21 protein-coding genes are annotated in these 17001 nt (G+C 70.9%); 18 read left to right on the forward strand and 3 right to left on the reverse strand.

Translation table 11 applies throughout. From position 1 onward, the window contains the following. Positions 1 to 229 precede the first annotated feature (229 nt). Entirely contained in the window at positions 230 to 1012 is a 783-nt protein-coding gene (map, locus tag ACIGCK_RS10855; protein ID WP_330171630.1) for a type I methionyl aminopeptidase, read from the reverse strand. 105 nt (positions 1013 to 1117) lie between these two features. Here map and ACIGCK_RS10860 point away from each other — a divergent pair, with 105 nt between their 5' ends. The 9 genes from ACIGCK_RS10860 (at position 1118) to ACIGCK_RS10900 (ending at position 8216) form a co-directional block, all read left to right on the forward strand. Then, positions 1118 to 1621, forward strand: coding sequence for an MFS transporter permease (locus tag ACIGCK_RS10860; RefSeq protein WP_396666038.1), 504 nt, complete (start codon positions 1118 to 1120; stop codon positions 1619 to 1621). A 165-nt stretch (positions 1622 to 1786) separates the two neighbouring features. After that, positions 1787 to 2134: a 50S ribosomal protein L19 gene (rplS, locus tag ACIGCK_RS10865; protein ID WP_330171988.1), complete on the forward strand. Its 348-nt coding sequence runs from the start codon at positions 1787 to 1789 to the stop codon at positions 2132 to 2134. A 142-nt stretch (positions 2135 to 2276) separates the two neighbouring features. Next, positions 2277 to 3026, forward strand: coding sequence for a signal peptidase I (gene lepB / locus ACIGCK_RS10870; RefSeq protein ID WP_396666039.1), 750 nt, complete (start codon positions 2277 to 2279; stop codon positions 3024 to 3026). Next, entirely contained in the window at positions 3023 to 3679 is a 657-nt protein-coding gene (locus tag ACIGCK_RS10875) for a ribonuclease HII (protein ID WP_330171632.1), read from the forward strand. Before lepB ends, ACIGCK_RS10875 begins: the two co-directional genes overlap by 4 nt. A gap of 56 nt (positions 3680 to 3735) precedes the next feature. Then, positions 3736 to 4062 carry a DUF2469 family protein gene (locus ACIGCK_RS10880; RefSeq protein WP_330171633.1) on the forward strand — a complete coding sequence of 109 codons (327 nt, stop codon included), beginning with the start codon at positions 3736 to 3738 and terminating at the stop codon, positions 4060 to 4062. Positions 4063 to 4189: 127 nt separating this feature from the next. Next, positions 4190 to 4552 (forward strand): YraN family protein, encoded by a 363-nt coding sequence (locus ACIGCK_RS10885; RefSeq protein ID WP_396666041.1) that lies wholly within the window; start codon positions 4190 to 4192, stop codon positions 4550 to 4552. Next, entirely contained in the window at positions 4549 to 6081 is a 1533-nt protein-coding gene (locus ACIGCK_RS10890; protein ID WP_330171635.1) for a YifB family Mg chelatase-like AAA ATPase, read from the forward strand. Before ACIGCK_RS10885 ends, ACIGCK_RS10890 begins: the two co-directional genes overlap by 4 nt. 5 nt (positions 6082 to 6086) lie before the next feature. After that, positions 6087 to 7301 (forward strand): DNA-processing protein DprA, encoded by a 1215-nt coding sequence (gene dprA / locus ACIGCK_RS10895; RefSeq protein ID WP_396666170.1) that lies wholly within the window; start codon positions 6087 to 6089, stop codon positions 7299 to 7301. A gap of 3 nt (positions 7302 to 7304) precedes the next feature. After that, positions 7305 to 8216 carry a tyrosine recombinase XerC gene (locus tag ACIGCK_RS10900; protein ID WP_396666042.1) on the forward strand — a complete coding sequence of 304 codons (912 nt, stop codon included), beginning with the start codon at positions 7305 to 7307 and terminating at the stop codon, positions 8214 to 8216. 10 nt (positions 8217 to 8226) lie between these two features. Here the strand turns inward: ACIGCK_RS10900 and ACIGCK_RS10905 are convergent, their stop codons facing one another. Continuing rightward, on the reverse strand, positions 8227 to 8850 hold the full coding sequence (locus tag ACIGCK_RS10905; RefSeq protein ID WP_396666044.1) for a murein hydrolase activator EnvC family protein: 624 nt from the start codon (positions 8848 to 8850) through the stop codon (positions 8227 to 8229). Positions 8851 to 9146: 296 nt separating this feature from the next. On the opposite strand from ACIGCK_RS10905, the gene rpsB reads away from it, so the two are divergent. The 9 genes from rpsB (at position 9147) to ACIGCK_RS10950 (ending at position 15805) form a co-directional block, all read left to right on the forward strand. After that, a complete protein-coding gene (gene rpsB, locus ACIGCK_RS10910; protein WP_396666046.1) occupies positions 9147 to 10079 on the forward strand; it encodes a 30S ribosomal protein S2 in 933 nt (310 codons plus the stop codon). Positions 10080 to 10146: 67 nt separating this feature from the next. After that, on the forward strand, positions 10147 to 10974 hold the full coding sequence (gene tsf, locus ACIGCK_RS10915; protein ID WP_396666048.1) for a translation elongation factor Ts: 828 nt from the start codon (positions 10147 to 10149) through the stop codon (positions 10972 to 10974). Positions 10975 to 11067: 93 nt separating this feature from the next. Then, positions 11068 to 11787: a UMP kinase gene (gene pyrH, locus ACIGCK_RS10920; RefSeq protein ID WP_330171640.1), complete on the forward strand. Its 720-nt coding sequence runs from the start codon at positions 11068 to 11070 to the stop codon at positions 11785 to 11787. A 53-nt stretch (positions 11788 to 11840) separates the two neighbouring features. Further along, the gene (gene frr, locus ACIGCK_RS10925) at positions 11841 to 12395 is read left to right on the forward strand and encodes a ribosome recycling factor (protein WP_396666050.1); all 555 of its coding nucleotides are present in this window, start codon (positions 11841 to 11843) and stop codon (positions 12393 to 12395) included. An 8-nt stretch (positions 12396 to 12403) separates the two neighbouring features. Continuing rightward, positions 12404 to 13420 (forward strand): phosphatidate cytidylyltransferase, encoded by a 1017-nt coding sequence (locus tag ACIGCK_RS10930; protein WP_396666052.1) that lies wholly within the window; start codon positions 12404 to 12406, stop codon positions 13418 to 13420. Beyond that, complete coding sequence (locus ACIGCK_RS10935) at positions 13417 to 13995, forward strand: DivIVA domain-containing protein (protein ID WP_396666054.1); 579 nt, start codon at positions 13417 to 13419, stop codon at positions 13993 to 13995. The genes ACIGCK_RS10930 and ACIGCK_RS10935 overlap by 4 nt, the downstream gene beginning before the upstream one ends. Positions 13996 to 14060: 65 nt before the next feature. After that, complete coding sequence (locus ACIGCK_RS10940; protein ID WP_396666055.1) at positions 14061 to 14789, forward strand: lytic transglycosylase domain-containing protein; 729 nt, start codon at positions 14061 to 14063, stop codon at positions 14787 to 14789. Positions 14790 to 14792: 3 nt separating this feature from the next. Continuing rightward, the gene (locus tag ACIGCK_RS10945) at positions 14793 to 15077 is read left to right on the forward strand and encodes a hypothetical protein (RefSeq protein WP_396666056.1); all 285 of its coding nucleotides are present in this window, start codon (positions 14793 to 14795) and stop codon (positions 15075 to 15077) included. Continuing rightward, positions 15074 to 15805 carry an alpha/beta hydrolase gene (locus ACIGCK_RS10950; protein WP_396666057.1) on the forward strand — a complete coding sequence of 244 codons (732 nt, stop codon included), beginning with the start codon at positions 15074 to 15076 and terminating at the stop codon, positions 15803 to 15805. The genes ACIGCK_RS10945 and ACIGCK_RS10950 overlap by 4 nt, the downstream gene beginning before the upstream one ends. A gap of 21 nt (positions 15806 to 15826) precedes the next feature. Here the strand turns inward: ACIGCK_RS10950 and ACIGCK_RS10955 are convergent, their stop codons facing one another. Then, positions 15827 to 16885 carry an AI-2E family transporter gene (locus tag ACIGCK_RS10955; protein ID WP_330171647.1) on the reverse strand — a complete coding sequence of 353 codons (1059 nt, stop codon included), beginning with the start codon at positions 16883 to 16885 and terminating at the stop codon, positions 15827 to 15829. Positions 16886 to 17001 lie beyond the last annotated feature (116 nt).

Here is a 17001-nt window from a genome sequence, read left to right on the forward strand (position 1 = left end):
GTAGCCAGGGGAGATTGCCCCGGTGTGTTCGCCAGGTTTCGGGTTCCCGACGGCGGGCGCCGGCCGGCGGGGCGCGCTGTTGTCCTCATGCGGGGTCATGGCGTCGACGCTACGGTCGGGGTGTTTCGGCGGGGATCGATCCCGCGTTACCCTCTGCGAACGTTTCCCTCACGCCCGAGCGGCGGCACTTGTGAGAAGCGCCGCATCGGCCGCCGAGGCGGCGGTCAGGTCAGGAGACTCCGAGCCACGACCGGTCGGTGAGCACGATCGGACCGTCCGCGGTGATGGCGACGGTGTGCTCCGCGTGCGCGCCCCGCGAGCCGTCGGCCGAGCGGAGCGTCCATCCGTCGGCGTCCGTCACGAGCTGATCGGTGGAGGCGAGGAACCACGGCTCGAGTGCGACCACGAGGCCGGCGCGCAGGGGGTAGCCCCTGCCGGCCTTGCCGTCGTTGGGGATGTGGGGATCGCCGTGCATGATCCGTCCCACGCCGTGGCCGCCGAAGTCGGTGTTGATCGAGTAGCCGTCGGAGCGGGCGACGTGGGAGATCGCCGCGGAGATGTCGCCGACGCGATGGCCCACGGTCGCCGCGTCGATCGCGGCCGCGAGGGCGCGCTCCGTCGTGTCGATGAGGCGCAGGTCCTCGTCGCGCGGCGTGCCGACGACGAAGGAGACCGCGGAGTCGGCGACCCAGCCGTCGACGGAGACCGCGAAATCGAGCGAGACGAGGTCGCCGTCGCGCAGCACGTAGTCGCGGGGGAGCCCGTGCAGGACGCCGTCGTTGATCGAGGTGCAGATCACCTTGCCGAACGGGCTGGCCCCGAAGGAGGGGTGGTAGTCGATGTAGCACGACTCCGCGCCGGCGCGGCGGATGAGATCGTGCGCGCGCCGGTCGATGTCGAGCAGGTTCGTGCCGACCTTCGTGTCCTCCCGCAGAGCCGCGAGCGTCTCCGCGACGAATCTGCCCGCGGGACGCATCTGCTCGATCTCGGCGGGTGTGCGCAGCTCGATCATCGTGTTCCTTTCGCCGAGTCCATTCTGTCGGATGCCGCTGTTCCGCCCTGGGAGCTCGCCCAGCCTCACCGGTGCCAGGGAGCTGCGCGGCGTAGCATCGGTGTCATGTGGCTGCGGAGGGCGTACTATCACTGGCTCCTGCCGGCGGCGTTGGTCCTGCCGCTCTGGCTCGTCGTCGGCTGGGCGGTGTTCCAGGCCGGCGCGTGGGTGTTCCTCTGGGTCCTCTTCATCGCGGTGCCCTCGGTCCTCGTGGGCCAGCTCGTGCTCACCCTCCTCGTCCGCTCACGGCCCTCCGTGCGAGAGGAGCGAGCGGTCTCGTGGGCGGATGTCGCGGGTTTCACGGTCTGGCACGCGCTCACGATCGCGGTCGGGCTCTTCAGCGAGGCATGGTTCGTGCCGATTCTGATCGGCGCCATCGCCGCGGGGATCGGGATGTTCTGGCTGTCCCTCTGGCAGCTGTGGCGCGACGCCCGCGAGAGCGGCACGCGCATGATGCTGCGCTACGGCGCGACGTCTCCGTCGCCCGGGGCCTCGGAGCGCACCGACCGCGCGGACGGGCCGCGGGTCATCGTCGTCGACGAGTCCCGCCGAGGACCCCGCGGCGACTGAGCGGCCGTTTGGCGGGGCCGCGGCATCCGTGGCAGAATAGGCGTTTGTGCCGAGACCGGCTCTGCCTCAGGGGAGCCCGCGGACGAGTGAATCTCCGCATGCACACCTCATACCCACCATTTCACCCGCGTGGCCGACCTGTGGCGGCCGCAGGAAGAGACGATCATGCAGATCCTCGACGCGCTCGACGCAGCATCGCTGCGCAGCGACATCCCCGCTTTCGGTCCCGGTGACACCGTCAAGGTGCACGTGAACATCACCGAAGGCAACCGCTCCCGCATCCAGGTCTTCCAGGGCGTCGTGATCGGCCGCTCGGGCGACGGTGTGCGCGAGACCTTCACGGTCCGCAAGGTCAGCTTCCAGGTGGGCGTCGAGCGCACGTTCCCCGTGCACAGCCCCGTGATCGACCACATCGAGGTCGTCACCCGCGGCGACGTGCGTCGCGCCAAGCTCTACTACCTCCGCGCCCTCCGCGGCAAGAAGGCCAAGATCAAGGAGAAGCGCGAGGGCTGAACCCCTCTGCTCTCCGAAGGCCCCGGGCGAACGATGCCCGGGGCCTTCGCCGTTCAGGGGCGTCTCCGCGCCCTTTGCGCGTCGCGATGTGCGACGCTTGGTGGAGCGCCGGCGCGTGAGTCCCGGTCATGAAGGAAGAACCGTGAGCACCCCTGTGACCGACGTCGACGAGCCGTCCCGCCCCGCACGCAGCCGTCGCCGCAGCGCGCTGGCGCTGTTGCGCGACATCGTCGTCATCCTTCTCGTCGCCGTGCTCGTGTCGTTCCTGGTCAAGACGTTCCTGGTGCGCTCCTTCTACATCCCCTCGGGGTCCATGGAGAACACCCTCATGGTCGACGACCGCATCCTCGTCGACGAGATCACGCCGCGATTCGGCGGCTACGACCGCGGAGACGTCATCGTCTTCCGCGATCCCGGCGGCTGGCTGCCGCCGTCCACGGCGCCGGAGCGTCCGCCCGTGGTCGTGGCCGGAGAATGGCTGCTCTCGCTCGTCGGCCTCGCCGCGCCCGACAGCGACGACCACCTCATCAAGCGCATCATCGGGCTGCCGGGGGATCGGGTCGTGTGCTGCAACGCGCTCGGTCAGATCGCCGTCAACGGCGTCCCGCTCGACGAGGGCTCGTACCTCCGGCTTCCGGCGGGGCAGACCGCGGCATCCGCCGATGCGTTCGACGTCACGGTCCCGGAGGGCTCCCTGTGGGTCCTCGGCGACAACCGCTACAGCTCGAAGGACTCGCGGTACAACCAGGACCAGCCCGGAGCCGGCTTCGTCCCTCTCGACAATCTCGTCGGCAGGGCGTTCCTGATCACCTATCCGCTCGACCGGTTCGGCCTCATCGATTTCCATCACGAGGTGTTCTCGGGGGTGCCCGCGCCCGAGGGGGTGCCGTGACGGTCGCCGTCCCGACGCTGACACGCGAACGGCGTCTCCTGAGGGAGTACCCGCTCGTCATCGCGTGCGACGAGGTGGGCAGGGGAGCGCTCGCCGGTCCCGTCGCCGTCGGCGCGACGGCGATCGATGCGGCCGCGTCGCGCCGACGGATGCCGGAGGGGCTGCGCGATTCGAAGCTGATCCCCGAAGCCCGGCGAGCGGCCGTGGCGACGCGGGCGGCGGCGTGGGTCTGCGCATCCGCGGTCGGCTGGTCCAGCCCCGAAGAGGTAGACGACGTCGGGATCGTCCGCGCCCTGGGCCTCGCGGCGATCCGGGCGCTGGACGGGCTGCGCGCCCAGGGCGTCGCGGCCGGCGAGGCGATCGTGCTGCTCGACGGGAACCACGACTACATCACGCCGGCCGGAGCGACGGGGCTCACGGTCATGCCCGTGGTGAAGGGCGACCGCGACTGCGCGAGCGCCTCCGCGGCATCCGTCATCGCCAAGGTCGCCCGCGATGCGCTCATGGTCGACCTCCACCCGCAGCACCCGCCTTACAACTGGCTGCGGAACAAGGGCTACGCCAGCCCCGACCATCGGATGGCGATCACCGAGCATGGACTGAGCCCCCACCACCGCGCGTCGTGGGCGATCCGGCCCGCCACGCTGTTCTGAGCGCCGGCGCCGGTCGAGATCGGGATGGCCGGGTGCCCATCTAGACTGGGGGGACCATGGATGACGATGTGTTCGAGGACTACGACCGCGAGCTCGAACTGGCTCTGTTCCGCGAGTACCGCGACGTCGTCTCGCAGTTCCAGTACGTGATCGAGACCGAGCGCAGGTTCTATCTGGCCAACGACGTCAACGTCGTCCGTCGCGACACCGAGCACGACTTCTACTTCGAGATCACGATGTCTGACGTGTGGGTGTGGGACATCTATCGCGCCGACCGATTCGTGAAGGCCGTCCGCGTGCTCACGTTCAAGGACGTGAACGTCGAGGAACTCTCCCGCCGCGACTTCGAGCTGCCGCAGGAGCTCTCCCTCGACGGAGAGTGACGCAGCCCTCCTCCCCGCGGGTCTGATCCGCGATCTCTCCCCGACCGTCGCGAGGGCGAGCCTCCGGGCACGGCCGCGCTGACACGGTGGGTCTCGCGTGCCGTCGGGTGCGCGGGAGGAGGCGGCCGTGGCGGCGAAGGACGAATTCGGGCGTGCGGGCGAGGAGCGTGCCGCACGGTACCTGGCGGATGCCGGATGGTTGATCCTCGCCCGCAACTGGCGCTGCCGGGAGGGCGAGCTCGACCTCGTCGCGCAGCGGGGCGACGTCCTGGCGGCCGTGGAGGTGAAGTCCCGGCGCGGCATCGGGTACGGCCACCCCTTCGAGGCGATCACTCCCCGCAAGCTCGACAGGCTGCGCCGGCTCGCCGTCGCCTGGGCGATCGCCCATCCCGATGAGGCGCGCGGGCGTCGCGTGCGCATCGACGCCATCGCGATCACGGGCGACGACGCGGCCACGGCGCCCCTCGAGCATCTCGAGGACGTGCGGTGAGCGTGGCGCGCACATGGGGCGTCGCCCTGACGGGGCTGCACGGCGCGCTCGTCGAGATCGAGGCGGACCTGTCGAATCAGCTCCCCGAATTCCGCGTGATCGGTCTGCCCGACAAGGCGCTCGGCGAGGCGCAGCTGCGGGTGCGCAACGCGACGGCGAACTGCGGGATGCCGCTGCCCGCGCGCCGGCTGACGGTCAACCTCTCACCGGCGGCGCTTCCGAAGCAGGGATCGGGCTTCGACCTGGGCATCGCGGTCGCGGCGCTCGCCACCGCGATGCCGTTGGACCGGGCATCGATCGAGGAGACCGTGCACATCGGCGAGCTCGGTCTGGATGGGAGGCTGCGCCCCGTCGCGGGCGTCCTCCCCGCCGTGATGGCGGCGGCGCGGGGCGGGCGACGCCGAGTCGTCGTGCCCCACGCCAACCGGGACGAGGCGGCACTGGTCACCGGCATCGACGTGCACGGTGCGGTCTCGCTCATCGACGTCATGCGTCTCCACGGGTCGGAGGTCGAGGAACGCGCCATGGTTCCCGTCGGCGCGGCTGCCGTACCGCCGGGCGGATCCGGCGAGGCGGCGGAGCTCGCCGACGTCGTGGGCCAGCGGGACGCGGTGGAGGGCCTCGTCGTCGCCGCCGCCGGAGGACACCATGTATTGATGTCGGGTCCGCCGGGGGCGGGCAAGACGATGCTCGCGGCCCGGCTCCCCGGCATCCTGCCGCCGCTCGCGGACGACCAGGCGCTCGAGGCCGCCGCGGTGCGCTCGCTCGCGGGAGAGCCGATCACGCGGCTCTCCCGCACTCCTCCCTTCGAGGCGCCACACCACGGCGCATCCGCGGCGGCGCTCGTCGGCGGCGGGTCGCGAGTGGTGCGCCCGGGCGCGATCGCGCGGGCGAGCGGGGGAGTGCTGTTCCTCGATGAGGCGGCCGAGTTCGCCCCCTCCGTGCTCGATGCGCTGCGCCAGCCGCTCGAGAAGGGGAGCATCACGATCCACCGCGCCGGCGCGAGCGCGACGTTCCCCGCGCGGTTCCAGCTCGTGCTCGCCACCAACCCGTGCCCGTGCGGCAACTACGGGGTGCGCGGCGCGTCGTGCGGATGCCCGCCGCAGGCGATCCGGCGCTATCTCGGCCGGCTCTCCGGCCCCCTCCTCGATCGTGTCGACATCGAGGTGCAGATGACCCGGGTCAGCGTCGCGCACGCATCGCAGGACGAGGGAGGAAGGCTCAGCACCGCCGCCGCGCGAGCGCAGGTGGCAGAGGCCCGGGCACGGGCCGCCCGTCGACTGGAATCCACGCCCTGGCGGCTCAACGCGGAGGTCTCCGGGCCGTGGCTGCGGCAGGGGCCGCTGGCGCTGCCCGCTTCCGTTCGACGCCCGCTCGATGTGGCCCTCGCGCGAGGGGCGCTCACGCTGCGGGGATACGACCGCGTTCTGCGCCTCGCGTGGAGCGTCGCGGATGTCGCGGGTATCGATGCGCCCGGTCTCGCGGAGATCGGCCGGGCGCTGTTTCTGAAGAAGGGGATCACGACGTGAGCACGATGACGGCGGCCGAGCTGGCCGGGTGGAGCGAACGGCGGCGCCGGGACGACCTGCGGGGCCTGGGACCGGCCTCCGAGGACGATGCGGCAATGACCGATCGGTGGGCGCGGGCGGTGTGGTCGCTGCTGGCCGAACCCGGGGACCGGACGGCACGTGCCCTGATCGAGGCCGTGGGGGCGATGGAGGCCCTCCTCGTCGTGGCGGAGAAGGATCCCGGGAGTGCGCTGGAGACTCCCGGGGCGGTGAGTGACGGCCTTCGCCGGTGGCGACCCCGCCTGCGGCGCGGCGGCATCGAGGCGATGTTCCACACGGCGCGGGCGGCGGGGGTGTCGATCCACGTCCCGGGCGACCCCGCGTGGCCGATGCGTGTCGACGATCTCGGCGACCACGCACCCGTATGCCTGTGGGCCCGGGGGAGCATGCGCATGGCGGCCGCAGACGGGCCGGCTGTCGCCCTGATCGGCGCGCGGGCTTCGACGGCGTATGGAGAGCGGATCGTGATCGACATGGCCGCCGAACTGGTGGGAGCCGGTGTGCGCATCGTGTCGGGTGCCGCACACGGAATAGACGGGGCGGCGCACCGAGCGGCGCTCGCCGGCGGCGGGGTGACCCTCGCGGTGCTGGCGGGTGGGCTCGACAGGCCGTACCCGACCGGCCACAGCGATCTCATCGCGCGCATCGCCGCGACAGGGACGGTGCTCTCGGAGATCCCGCCCGGGGGTGCGCCCACCAAGTGGCGCTTTCTCGCCCGCAACCGCACTATCGCCGCGCTCGCCGATGCCGTGATCGTCGTGGAGGCCGGATGGCGCAGCGGTTCGCTGAACACCGCAGGGCACGCCGCCACGCTCGGCCGTCCGCTGGGCGCGGTGCCCGGTCCCGTCACGAGCGGCGCATCGGCGGGGTGCCATCGCCTGCTTCGCGAGTACGACGCGGTCTGCGTGACGGGCCCCGAAGACGTGCTCTCCCTCTTGGGTGGCTCGGCGTCCGTCCGGCGGGCCGTGGGGCCGGCGACCGACGACTCCACTCGCGTGCTCGACGCCCTCTCGACGAGGGCGGATCGATCGGTCGATGACGTCGCCCGCCGGGCGGGCCTGGCCCCGGCCGACTGCGGCGCGATCCTGGCGCTCCTCGAGCTCGAGGGGGTGGCCAGGCGCGGGGCGGTGGGCTGGCGGCGCGCCGCCGCGGTGCCGGCGCGCGGAGGGGCGCATTCTTGAAGGATGCTGCTGACCGAGGCATCCGAGGCGTTCGCGCACCACCTGGGCGATGTGCGCCGACTCTCCCCGGCCACGGTGCGGGCCTACCGTGCCGACCTTCGCGACCTGGCGGCTCTCGCGGCGACCCGAGGTGTCACGGCGCTCACCGATGTGGACCTCGAGCTGCTCCGGGAGTGGCTGTGGCATGCATCGGAACGCGGCGACGCCCGATCGACGCTGGCGCGCCGCACGGCGACCGCCCGGGCACTGTTCTCGTGGGCGCTCGAGACGGGGTTGGTACCGACCGATCCCAGCCTGCGGCTCACCGCGCCCAAGCGGGCGCGCACGTTGCCGCGCGTGGCTCCGTCGGCGGCCCTTGCGGAGGTCATGGAGCGCTCGGCGGCGGAGGCGGCCGACGGAGACGCGATCTCCCGGCGCGACCATGCCGTGCTGGAGCTGTTGTACGGGTCCGGGATCAGGGTGTCCGAGCTCTGCGGCATCGATATCGACGACATCGATCAGCAGCGCGGGGTCGTGCGCGTCGTCGGCAAGGGGGACAGGGAACGGGTGGTGCCGTTCGGAGCGCCCGCCCGGCGCGCCCTCCAGGCCTATCTGCCGGTGCGACCGGCCCTGCTCACCGGCACGGCCCCCGACGCGCACGGCGCCCTCTTCCTCGGCGCCCGCGGCGGCAGGCTCTCGCCTCGGGTCGTCCACCGACTCGTCTCCCGCCGGATCGGGCCGGTCATGGGCGCGGAGAACGTGGGTGCGCACGCGCTCCGGCACGCCGCGGCGACGCACCTGCTCGACGGTGGCGCAGACCTCCGCAGCGTTCAGGAGCTACTGGGGCATGCCAGCCTCGGCACGACGCAGATCTACACCCACGTCTCGAGCGAGCGTCTCGCGGCCGTGTACCGGCTCGCGCACCCCCGCGCCTGACCGCCCCCGCTCATCGGCCGAGGCCGCCCGCGCCCGGTGCGGCAGGCGCGGATCCGAGCGGCAGGAGCACGGCGCGCGGCAGGTCGCCCAGAAGTGCCAGGGGGTTCAGGTATCGGCCGTGACGCCGTGCCCCGAGATGAAGATTGCGGGGCGTCGTGTGACCCCCGACGGAGAGGTGCGCGATCGGCTCGCCCGCGCGTACGGCGGTGCCCGCGGGCCACAGCGGCTCGACGGGCTCCACGGTCGAGACCAGCCCGTCGCCGTGGTCGATCGTCACGACGGAGCGATCGACCACCCGACCCGCGAATGCGATAACTCCGTCGGCGGGAGCGGTGACGACGCGTCCGCCCGCGTCATCACCGAGCGGCTGGATGTCGATCCCCCGGTGCCCCGCGGCATAGTCGTGCACCGGTGCGACGTAGGGACGGGCGATCCGTCGAGGGGGTGGCAGCGGCCACTGCCACACGGCCTCCGTGCGCGCTTCGATGATCCCGTCGTGAGGGCCCGCCCGGTGGGACGGCGCCGCGGCCGCCGAGAGGCCGTGCGCCTCCGTGCACAGGGCGGCGACCACCACCGTGAGCGCGAGCGCCCGGCGCCGCGGTCGATCGAATCGTCGTCCGAGTGCGCGGTCCATGGTGACAGGGTCGCGCGCATCGCCCGCACCGCCGCCGGAGAGGCTCGGAACCCCGGGGAAGCGAGCCGCCGACCACGATGGGGAGGAGGTCCGCTGCTGATACACTGGGCGGGCACCTCGGAAACGGGGTGACTTCGCGTGCCCACAGCGGAGCGGCCTCGCCGCCCGCGGCACACCTCCCTTCGGTCCCGCTGCATTCGGGTGGGAGCGTGTCGGGCACCAGGGAACCGCATCGTCCGATCCGGTTCGTCAAACCGCAGAACCGGCGCCTCGCGCCGAAGAAAAGGAGAGCGGCCATGGCCGTCGTCACCATTCGTCAGCTGCTCGATTCGGGCGTGCACTTCGGTCACCAGACCCGCCGGTGGAACCCGAAGGTGAAGCGATTCATCCTCACCGAGCGCAGCGGCATCCACATCATCGACCTGCAGCAGTCGCTGTCGTACATCGACAAGGCCTACGAGTTCGTCAAGGAGACGGTCGCCCACGGCGGCACCATCCTCTTCGTCGGCACCAAGAAGCAGGCCCAGGAGGTCATCGCGGAGCAGGCGACGCGCGTGGGCCAGCCCTACGTCAACCAGCGCTGGCTCGGTGGTCTCCTCACCAACTTCCAGACCGTGAGCAAGCGCCTCGCCCGTATGAAGGAGCTCGAAGAGCTCGACTACGACAACCCGGCGGACAGCGGCTTCACCAAGAAGGAACTGCTGATCAAGAAGCGCGAGCTCGACAAGCTCCACAAGTCGCTCGGCGGTATCCGCAACCTCACCAAGACGCCCTCGGCGATCTGGGTCGTGGATGCCAAGCGCGAGCACCTCGCGGTCGACGAGGCGAAGAAGCTCGGCATCCCCGTGATCGGCATCCTCGACACCAACGCCGACCCCGACGAGTTCCAGTTCCCCATCCCGGGCAACGACGACGCGATCCGCTCCGTGAGCCTGCTGACGCGCATCGTCGCCGACGCCGCCGCGGAGGGCCTGATCCAGCGTCACCAGCCCAGCGACGAGTCGGCCGAGGCCGAGCCGCTCGCTGACTGGGAGCGTGAGCTCCTCGAGCAGCCGGAGACCGCGACCGGCGATGCCGAGGTCTCGACCGCGTCAACGGAGACCGCCGCCGACGAGGCCGGCGAGGAGGCGCACGACGCCGCCGAGGCGCCTGCCGCCGAGGCCGAGGAGCCCGCCGCGGAGGCCGAGGGGCCCGCCGCGGACGAGGCCGCCGAGGCCGAGGCCAAGTAACCCTCTGCCGGGTGAGAAGCCCGGCATCCGAGTACCCACCAGAACCACAGAGGGAGGGCCACCACCCATGGCAAACTTCACGATCGCCGACATCAAGGCGCTGCGCGAGCAGCTCGGCACCGGCATGGTCGACACCAAGAAGGCGCTCGAAGAGGCCGACGGCGACGTCGAGAAGGCCGTCGAGATCCTCCGCCTCAAGGGAGCGAAGGGCAACGCGAAGCGTGCCGACCGCTCCACGAGCGAGGGGCTCGTCGTGGCCCGCGAGCACGACGGCAAGGTCACCCTCGTCGAACTCGCCTGCGAGACCGACTTCGTGGCCAAGAACGACCGCTTCATCGCGCTGGCCGACAAGGTCGCGGATGCCGCGGCCGCCGCATCGGCCGATTCGGTCGACGCCGCTCTCGCCGCGCCCGCCGGCTCGGGAACGGTCGATCAACTGATCTCCGACGAGGCCGCCATCATCGGAGAGAAGGTCGAGCTGCGCCGCGTCCGCACGCTCTCCGGCGACGCGTTCGAGATCTACCTGCACAAGACGAGCAAGGATCTGCCCCCGCAGATCGGCGTCGTCGTGGCCTACAGCGGCTCTGACGCGGAGACCGCTCGCAGTATCGCGCAGCACATCTCCTTCGCGAACCCGAGCTACCTCAGCCGCGACGACGTGCCCGAGGCCGACGTCGAGAAGGAGCGGGAGATCGTCACCGAGATCTCGCGCAACGAGGGCAAGCCCGAAGCGGCGCTGCCGAAGATCGTCGAGGGGCGCGTCAACGCGTTCTTCAAGCAGGTCGCGCTGCTCGATCAGGACTACGCGAAGGACAACAAGCTCTCCGTCGCCAAGGTCGCGCAGGAGGCGGGGATCACCGTCACCGACTTCGCGCGATTCAAGGTCGGCGCGTAGCGCAGGGACGAGCCCGCATCGCCATCAGGCGGTGCGGGCTTTTCTCATGCCGGGCCACCGGCGATAGGTTGGAGACGACGAGAGGAAGTCGCCGTGATCGATGAGACCAGCGGGACGCGAAGGGTTTTGCTCAAGCTCTCCGGGGAGGCGTTCGGCGGGGGCGCGCTGGGTGTCAACCCCGACGTCGTGGGCCAGATGGCACGCGAGATCGCGGAGGCGGTGGACCGCGTCGAGATCGCGGTCGTCGTCGGCGGCGGGAACTTCTTCCGTGGGGCCGAGCTCAGCCAGCGGGGGATGGACAGGGGGCGCGCCGACTACATGGGCATGCTCGGCACGGTGATGAACGCGCTTGCGCTGCAGGACTTCCTCGAGCAGGCGGGCGCCGCCACGCGTGTCCAGTCGGCGATCTCGATGACCCAGGTCGCCGAGCCCTACATCCCGCGCCGTGCCGAGAGGCACATGGAGAAGGGCCGCGTCGTGATCTTCGGCGCTGGTGCCGGCCTGCCGTACTTCAGCACCGACACGGTGGCGGCCCAGCGGGCACTCGAGATCAAGGCCACGGAGGTGCTCGTGGCCAAGAACGGCGTGGACGGCGTCTACACCGCCGATCCGCGTCTCGACCCGACGGCGAGCCGCATCGACCGCCTCACATACAGCGACGCCCTGCAGCAGGGGCTCAAGGTCGTCGACTCGACGGCGTTCAGCCTGTGCATGGACAACCGCATGGACATGCGGGTCTTCGGCATGGAGCCCGCCGGCAACGTGACCCGTGCCCTGCTCGGAGAGACCATCGGCACGCTGGTCACGGCGTGACGCGCGTCGCTGACTAGACTGGACCGACGCTTCACCCCCTGTTAGGAGTCACCGTGATCACGGACGTCTTGGCGGATGCCGCCACCCGCATGGATCGAGCCGTCGAGGCGGCGAAGGACGACTTCTCGACGGTGCGGACGGGACGCGCGAACCCGCAGTTGTTCCAGAAGGTGCTGGTCGACTACTACGGGTCGCCGACCCCCCTCGCCCAGCTCGCCTCGCTGAACACCCCGGAGGCGCGCACCATCGTTGTCACTCCTTACGACAAGTCCGCTCTCAAGGCCATCGAGCAGGCCATCCGGGACATGCCGAACCTCGGTGCGAACCCCACGAACGACGGCAACCTCATCCGCGTGACGATGCCCGAGCTGACGGCGGAACGTCGCAAGGAGTTCGTCAAGCTCGTGCGCTCGAAGGGCGAGGACGCCAAGGTTCATGTTCGCGGCATCCGACGCAAGGCGAAGGACGACCTGGACGCGCTCAAGAGCGACATCGGCGAGGACGAGATCGCACGGGGCGAGAAGGAGCTCGACGCCCTGACCCGCACGCACGTCGATCTGATCGACGAGGCCCTCAAGCGCAAAGAAGTCGAGCTCCTCGAGGTCTGACGCCAGCGATGACCGACGCACCCGGCGAGGGACCGGCAGAACCCGAGGCGACGCGGCAGACGCGGCGGGGGAGTTCTGCGGAGTCCGCTGCGTTCCAGGCGCACGTCCGCGCGGCGCGCGAGGAGTTCGAGACGCAGGTCGCCCACGCACGGGACCAGTTCGGCGAGGCGAACGAGCGCATCAAGCAGCGGACGGGGCGAGATCTCATCGTCGCCACCGTGATCGGGCTGGCCGCCGGTGCCGTCGTGATCGCCTCCCTCATCTTCCTCAAGTGGGTCTTCGCGATCTTCGCGGCGGGAGTCGCGCTGCTCGGTGTCTTCGAGCTCGGCCGGGCCCTGCAGGGGGCGGGACGCAAGATAGACCTCGTTCCGCAGCTGCTGTTCGCGGTCGTGCTCGTGGCCGCCGGCTTCTTCGCCGAGGTCTGGCTGCTCTGGGTGCTGCTCTTCGTCGATGTGGCGGTCATCGTCGTCTGGCGTCTGCTGGCGCAGATGTCCGCGCGCAACGGCCGCACGTACGGCGAGGTGCTGGATGACGTCCTCGCGGCCGTGCTCGTGCAGATCTACGTGGCCTTCATGGCGAGCCTGGCGATGCTGCTGCTGCGGGAGCACAACGGCGAGTGGTGGGTGCTCGCATTCCTCATCATCGCGGTCGCCTCGGACACGGGCGCGTATGCGACGGGTCTCGCGCTGGGCAGGACACCGATGGCGCCTCGCATCAGTCCCAAGAAGACGTGGGAGGGCTTCGCGGGCGCCGTCGTCGCCGCGCTGGGCGCGGGTATGCTGCTCGCCCTCTTCATGCTGGGGCTGCCCTGGTGGGCGGGCCTCGTCATCGGCGCCGTCATCCTCGCGACCGCGACGGCGGGCGATCTCGGCGAGTCGATGCTCAAGCGAGACCTGGGGATCAAGGACATGAGCTCCTGGCTGCCCGGGCACGGTGGCGTGCTCGACCGTCTGGACTCGATCCTCCCCTCGGCTCCGGCCGCCCTCGCCCTGTTCCTCCTGCTCTCCCCTCTGGCGGCCCTGTGAGCGAAACGCACCCCGTTTCGGGCTTCCCCGATGCGCCCGGGAGAACCCGCGGTTACGACAAGCGTGCCGTCGACGAGTTCCTCGAGCGTGCTCGTGTCGCGTTCGAGGTCGACCCCTCCACGGAGGGGGTGTCCGGCGCCGACCTGGATGCCGCTGCCGTTCGCACGGCATCCTTCCCGCTCGTGCGGGGGGGCTACGCGATCGGCCCCGTCGATGCGGCGCTCAGCCGGGTGGAAGACGCCTTCGCGGCCCGCGAGCGGGACAGCGCCGTCAGCGAGCACGGTGCGCGCGAATGGGTGGAGCGTGCGCGCGGCGAGGCGCAGGTGCTGCTCGACCGCCTCTCGCGTCCCGCGACGCGCAAGTTCGCCCGCACCGGGCTGCTGGGGTTCGGCTATCGCGTCGACGAGGTGGACCTCGTCGCGGGGCGTCTCGTCGCCTACTTCGAACGGGGTGCTCCCGTCAGCGTCGAGCAGGTGCGATCCGTGGCCTTTCGGATGCAGCGCCGGGGATACCGTGAAGAACAGGTGGACGCCGTTCTGGACGCCGTGATCGAGGTCATGCTCGCGGTTCGATGACGCGTTGCGACCCGTCGACCGAAAGCGTGCGGCGGATGCCGGGTGGCGGCTAGACTCGTGAAACTGTGAGCCTGGGCAACGAGATCACTCCCGCGCCGACGCGCGGTGTCTCTCGTGCGCACGCGTCCGGCCCCGCCCTGCGCCCGGCCGCCGTCCGCTGGTCGAGGCGTCGCAGCGTGACGGGCGTCTTCGCGGCCGTGGCCGCCTCCGCCTTCCTCGCAGCGTACGTGCTCGCCCCCACGGGGTCCGCGATCGCCGAGCCGAACGCCGATGCCCCCGTGTCTGCGCTGACCTCCTTCGCCGCGGCGCAGGAGGACGCGCAGTCGCTCGTGGTGGAGGCGGCATCCGACGCTGCGACCGATGGCTTCGGCCGCAGCGGGTACGAGGTGTACGTCACCCCCAAGCCCACTCCGACGCCCGAGCCGGTCGCGCCGCGCTCCAGCGGCGGGGGATCCGCGAGCGGCTGGGCCCCGCCCGCGGTATCGCCCGACCCCGGCTCCGCCAAGGCGATCGCCTACGACATGGTCATGGCCCGCGGCTGGAGCTCCGCGGACTACGACTGCCTCGTCGCGCTGTGGCAGAAGGAGTCCGGATGGCGGGTCAATGCACACAACCGCTCCAGCGGCGCCTACGGCATCCCGCAGTCCCTCCCCGGGTCGAAGATGGCGAGCGCGGGAGCGGACTGGGAGACCAGCGCCGCCACGCAGATCACGTGGGGCCTCGGGTACATCGGCGGACGCTACGGCACCCCGTGCGGCGCGTGGGGACACTCGCAGGCGCGCGGCTGGTACTGATCCGTGCCGCGCTCGAACCGGCGCCGGCCCGAGCAGCCCAGCGGTGACGGGTTCGAACGGATGCTGGCGGGATGGAAACGCACGGAGACCCGTCGGGGGTCTTCGTGGACCGTCCAGCCGATCAGCGCCGCGCAGGCCGTCAAGGACTACACGTGCCCCGGGTGCGGGCGCACGGTCGCGGCCGGCACCGCCCACGTCGTGGCGTGGCGTGCGGATGGCGTGATGGGCGACGCGGCGGACCTCGCCGCGCGCCGACACTGGCACACGGCATGCTGGAGGATCGCATGACGACCGAGATCCGAGGTCCGCTTCAGCTGCCGGCGCGGCGTGAGGACATCGAACTGGAGACGATCGACGGGCTGACCCTGGTCGGCGAGCTGGCCACCCCGGCGGATAAGGAACCGGTCGCCACCCTCGTGACGCTGCACCCCCTGCCCACGGCTGGCGGGTTCATGGACTCCCACGTCCTGCGCAAGGCCGCGGCGCGCCTGCCGGCTCTTGCCGACCTCGCCGTCCTGCGCTTCAACACGCGCGGCACCGAGTCGCCCCGGGGACGCAGCGAGGGCACCTTCGACGGCGGGCACGCGGAGGCCTTCGACGTGGCCGCGGCCATGGCGTTCGTCACGGCGCGCGGGCTGCCTCGCCCCTGGCTCGTGGGGTGGTCGTTCGGCACCGAGCTCGCTCTGAAGTACGGGCGCGATCACGATATCGAGGGCGCGATCCTCCTCTCTCCGCCCCTTCACCGCGCGACCGATGACGACGTGGCGGCCTGGGCGGGGGAGAGCCGGCGGCTCATCGCCCTCATCCCGGAGTTCGACGACTACCTCCGCCCCGACGAGGCGGCGGAGCGCTTCCGTTCGGTGCCGCGGATGACGCTGGTGCCGGTCGAGGGCGGCAAGCACCTGTGGGTCGGCGAGACGCAGACGCGGCGGGTGCTCACGGAGATCGTCGCCGCGGTCAACCCCGGTGCTCTTCCGCTGCCGACGGAGTGGGAAGGCCCGCTGCCCTCGGCGTGACCCGTCAGGGGGAGTGGTCCGTCAGCGTTCGTTCTGGCGCGGGATGATCACCTGACGATAGATGATCAGGATGCTCGCCGCGATCGGGATCGCCACGAGAGCTCCCAGCAGCCCGAGGAGCGACCCGCCCGCGAGCGCCGCGATCACCACGACCGCGCCGGGAACCGATACGGCGCGGCTCATGATCCGGGGGGCGAGCACGTAGGCCTCGATCTGCATGTAGATGAGGTAGTAGATCGCCGCGGCGAGGGCCGTGCCGGGGGAGCCTACCCCGGGCAGGAGGCACGTCAGGACGATGATCGCGGAACCCGTCAGCGTTCCCACGAGGGGGATGATCGAGAAGAACAGTGCGATCACCGCGAGCACCGCGGTGAAGGGCGCGCCGATGATCGACAGGAAGATGAAGCTCAGGACGCCGTTGGTGAGCCCGAGGCTGAGCTGGCCCATGACGAAGTAGCCGACCGAGTCGGTGATCTGCTCCGCGAGGTCGATGAAGCGCGCGCGCTTGCTCGCGGGGACGAGCTGATACACCGCGGCCTTCAGATTCGGCGTGGACGCCGTGAAGTAGATCGTGAGGATGAGGACGATGAATCCGCCGGCGAGTCCGGCCACGACGGTCGCCCCGAAGACGATGACGCTCTCGCCGATCGCGGCGAAGTCGAGGGAGTTCACCCAGTCCGTGACGTACTGGAAGACCTGATCGACGTCGAGGTAGGGGAAGACGCCGCCGACCCACTCCCGGATGTCCGCGAGGAACGGCTCGACCCCCTGGTCGAGCGCTTCGGAGATGACGACGACCAGCTGGCTGATCTGATCGACGATGATCGGCACGATCATGAGCACGATGCCGGTGAAGGCGGCAAGGATGACGAGGACCGTGATCAGAACGGCGAGCCACCGCTTCATCCGCCGCCGCTCGAGGAAGGAGATGGCGGGCTCGAGACCGAGCGAGAGGAACAGGGCGGTGCCGATGTAGAGCAGGATCGTCGAGAGGGTCTGCACGCTCTGGATCAGGACGATGCCGAGTCCGACGCCGAGCGTCGCGACGAACGCCACGCGGAAAGGGTTCTGCACCTTCATCCGACACTTCTCTCCGCCGCGGTCCGTCACGGCTCCGTCAGAATACGGCTCGCCGGGGCCGCGTCCGTGCGACACCCGCTCGTGGCGGACATTCAGGTCGTCTTGGATAGGCTGGA

Origin of the sequence: Microbacterium sp. NPDC078428 (genome assembly GCF_044542535.1) — a bacterium.
In the GTDB taxonomy this organism is placed as follows: Bacteria; Actinomycetota; Actinomycetes; order Actinomycetales; family Microbacteriaceae; genus Microbacterium; species Microbacterium limosum.

Bases quoted from the DNA above. Each gene is read 5' to 3' on its own strand.
- map (WP_330171630.1), bottom strand. From the start codon at position 1,012: ATGATCGAGCTGCGCACACCCGCCGAGATCGAGCAGATGCGTCCCGCG.
- ACIGCK_RS10860 (WP_396666038.1), top strand. From the start codon at position 1,118: ATGTGGCTGCGGAGGGCGTACTATCACTGGCTCCTGCCGGCGGCGTTG.
- rplS (WP_330171988.1), top strand. From the start codon at position 1,787: ATGCAGATCCTCGACGCGCTCGACGCAGCATCGCTGCGCAGCGACATC.
- ACIGCK_RS10880 (WP_330171633.1), top strand. From the start codon at position 3,736: ATGGATGACGATGTGTTCGAGGACTACGACCGCGAGCTCGAACTGGCT.
- dprA (WP_396666170.1), top strand. From the start codon at position 6,087: ATGACGGCGGCCGAGCTGGCCGGGTGGAGCGAACGGCGGCGCCGGGAC.
- ACIGCK_RS10900 (WP_396666042.1), top strand. From the start codon at position 7,305: ATGCTGCTGACCGAGGCATCCGAGGCGTTCGCGCACCACCTGGGCGAT.
- ACIGCK_RS10905 (WP_396666044.1), bottom strand. From the start codon at position 8,850: ATGGACCGCGCACTCGGACGACGATTCGATCGACCGCGGCGCCGGGCG.
- rpsB (WP_396666046.1), top strand. From the start codon at position 9,147: ATGGCCGTCGTCACCATTCGTCAGCTGCTCGATTCGGGCGTGCACTTC.
- tsf (WP_396666048.1), top strand. From the start codon at position 10,147: ATGGCAAACTTCACGATCGCCGACATCAAGGCGCTGCGCGAGCAGCTC.
- ACIGCK_RS10930 (WP_396666052.1), top strand. From the start codon at position 12,404: ATGACCGACGCACCCGGCGAGGGACCGGCAGAACCCGAGGCGACGCGG.
- ACIGCK_RS10950 (WP_396666057.1), top strand. From the start codon at position 15,074: ATGACGACCGAGATCCGAGGTCCGCTTCAGCTGCCGGCGCGGCGTGAG.
- ACIGCK_RS10955 (WP_330171647.1), bottom strand. From the start codon at position 16,885: ATGAAGGTGCAGAACCCTTTCCGCGTGGCGTTCGTCGCGACGCTCGGC.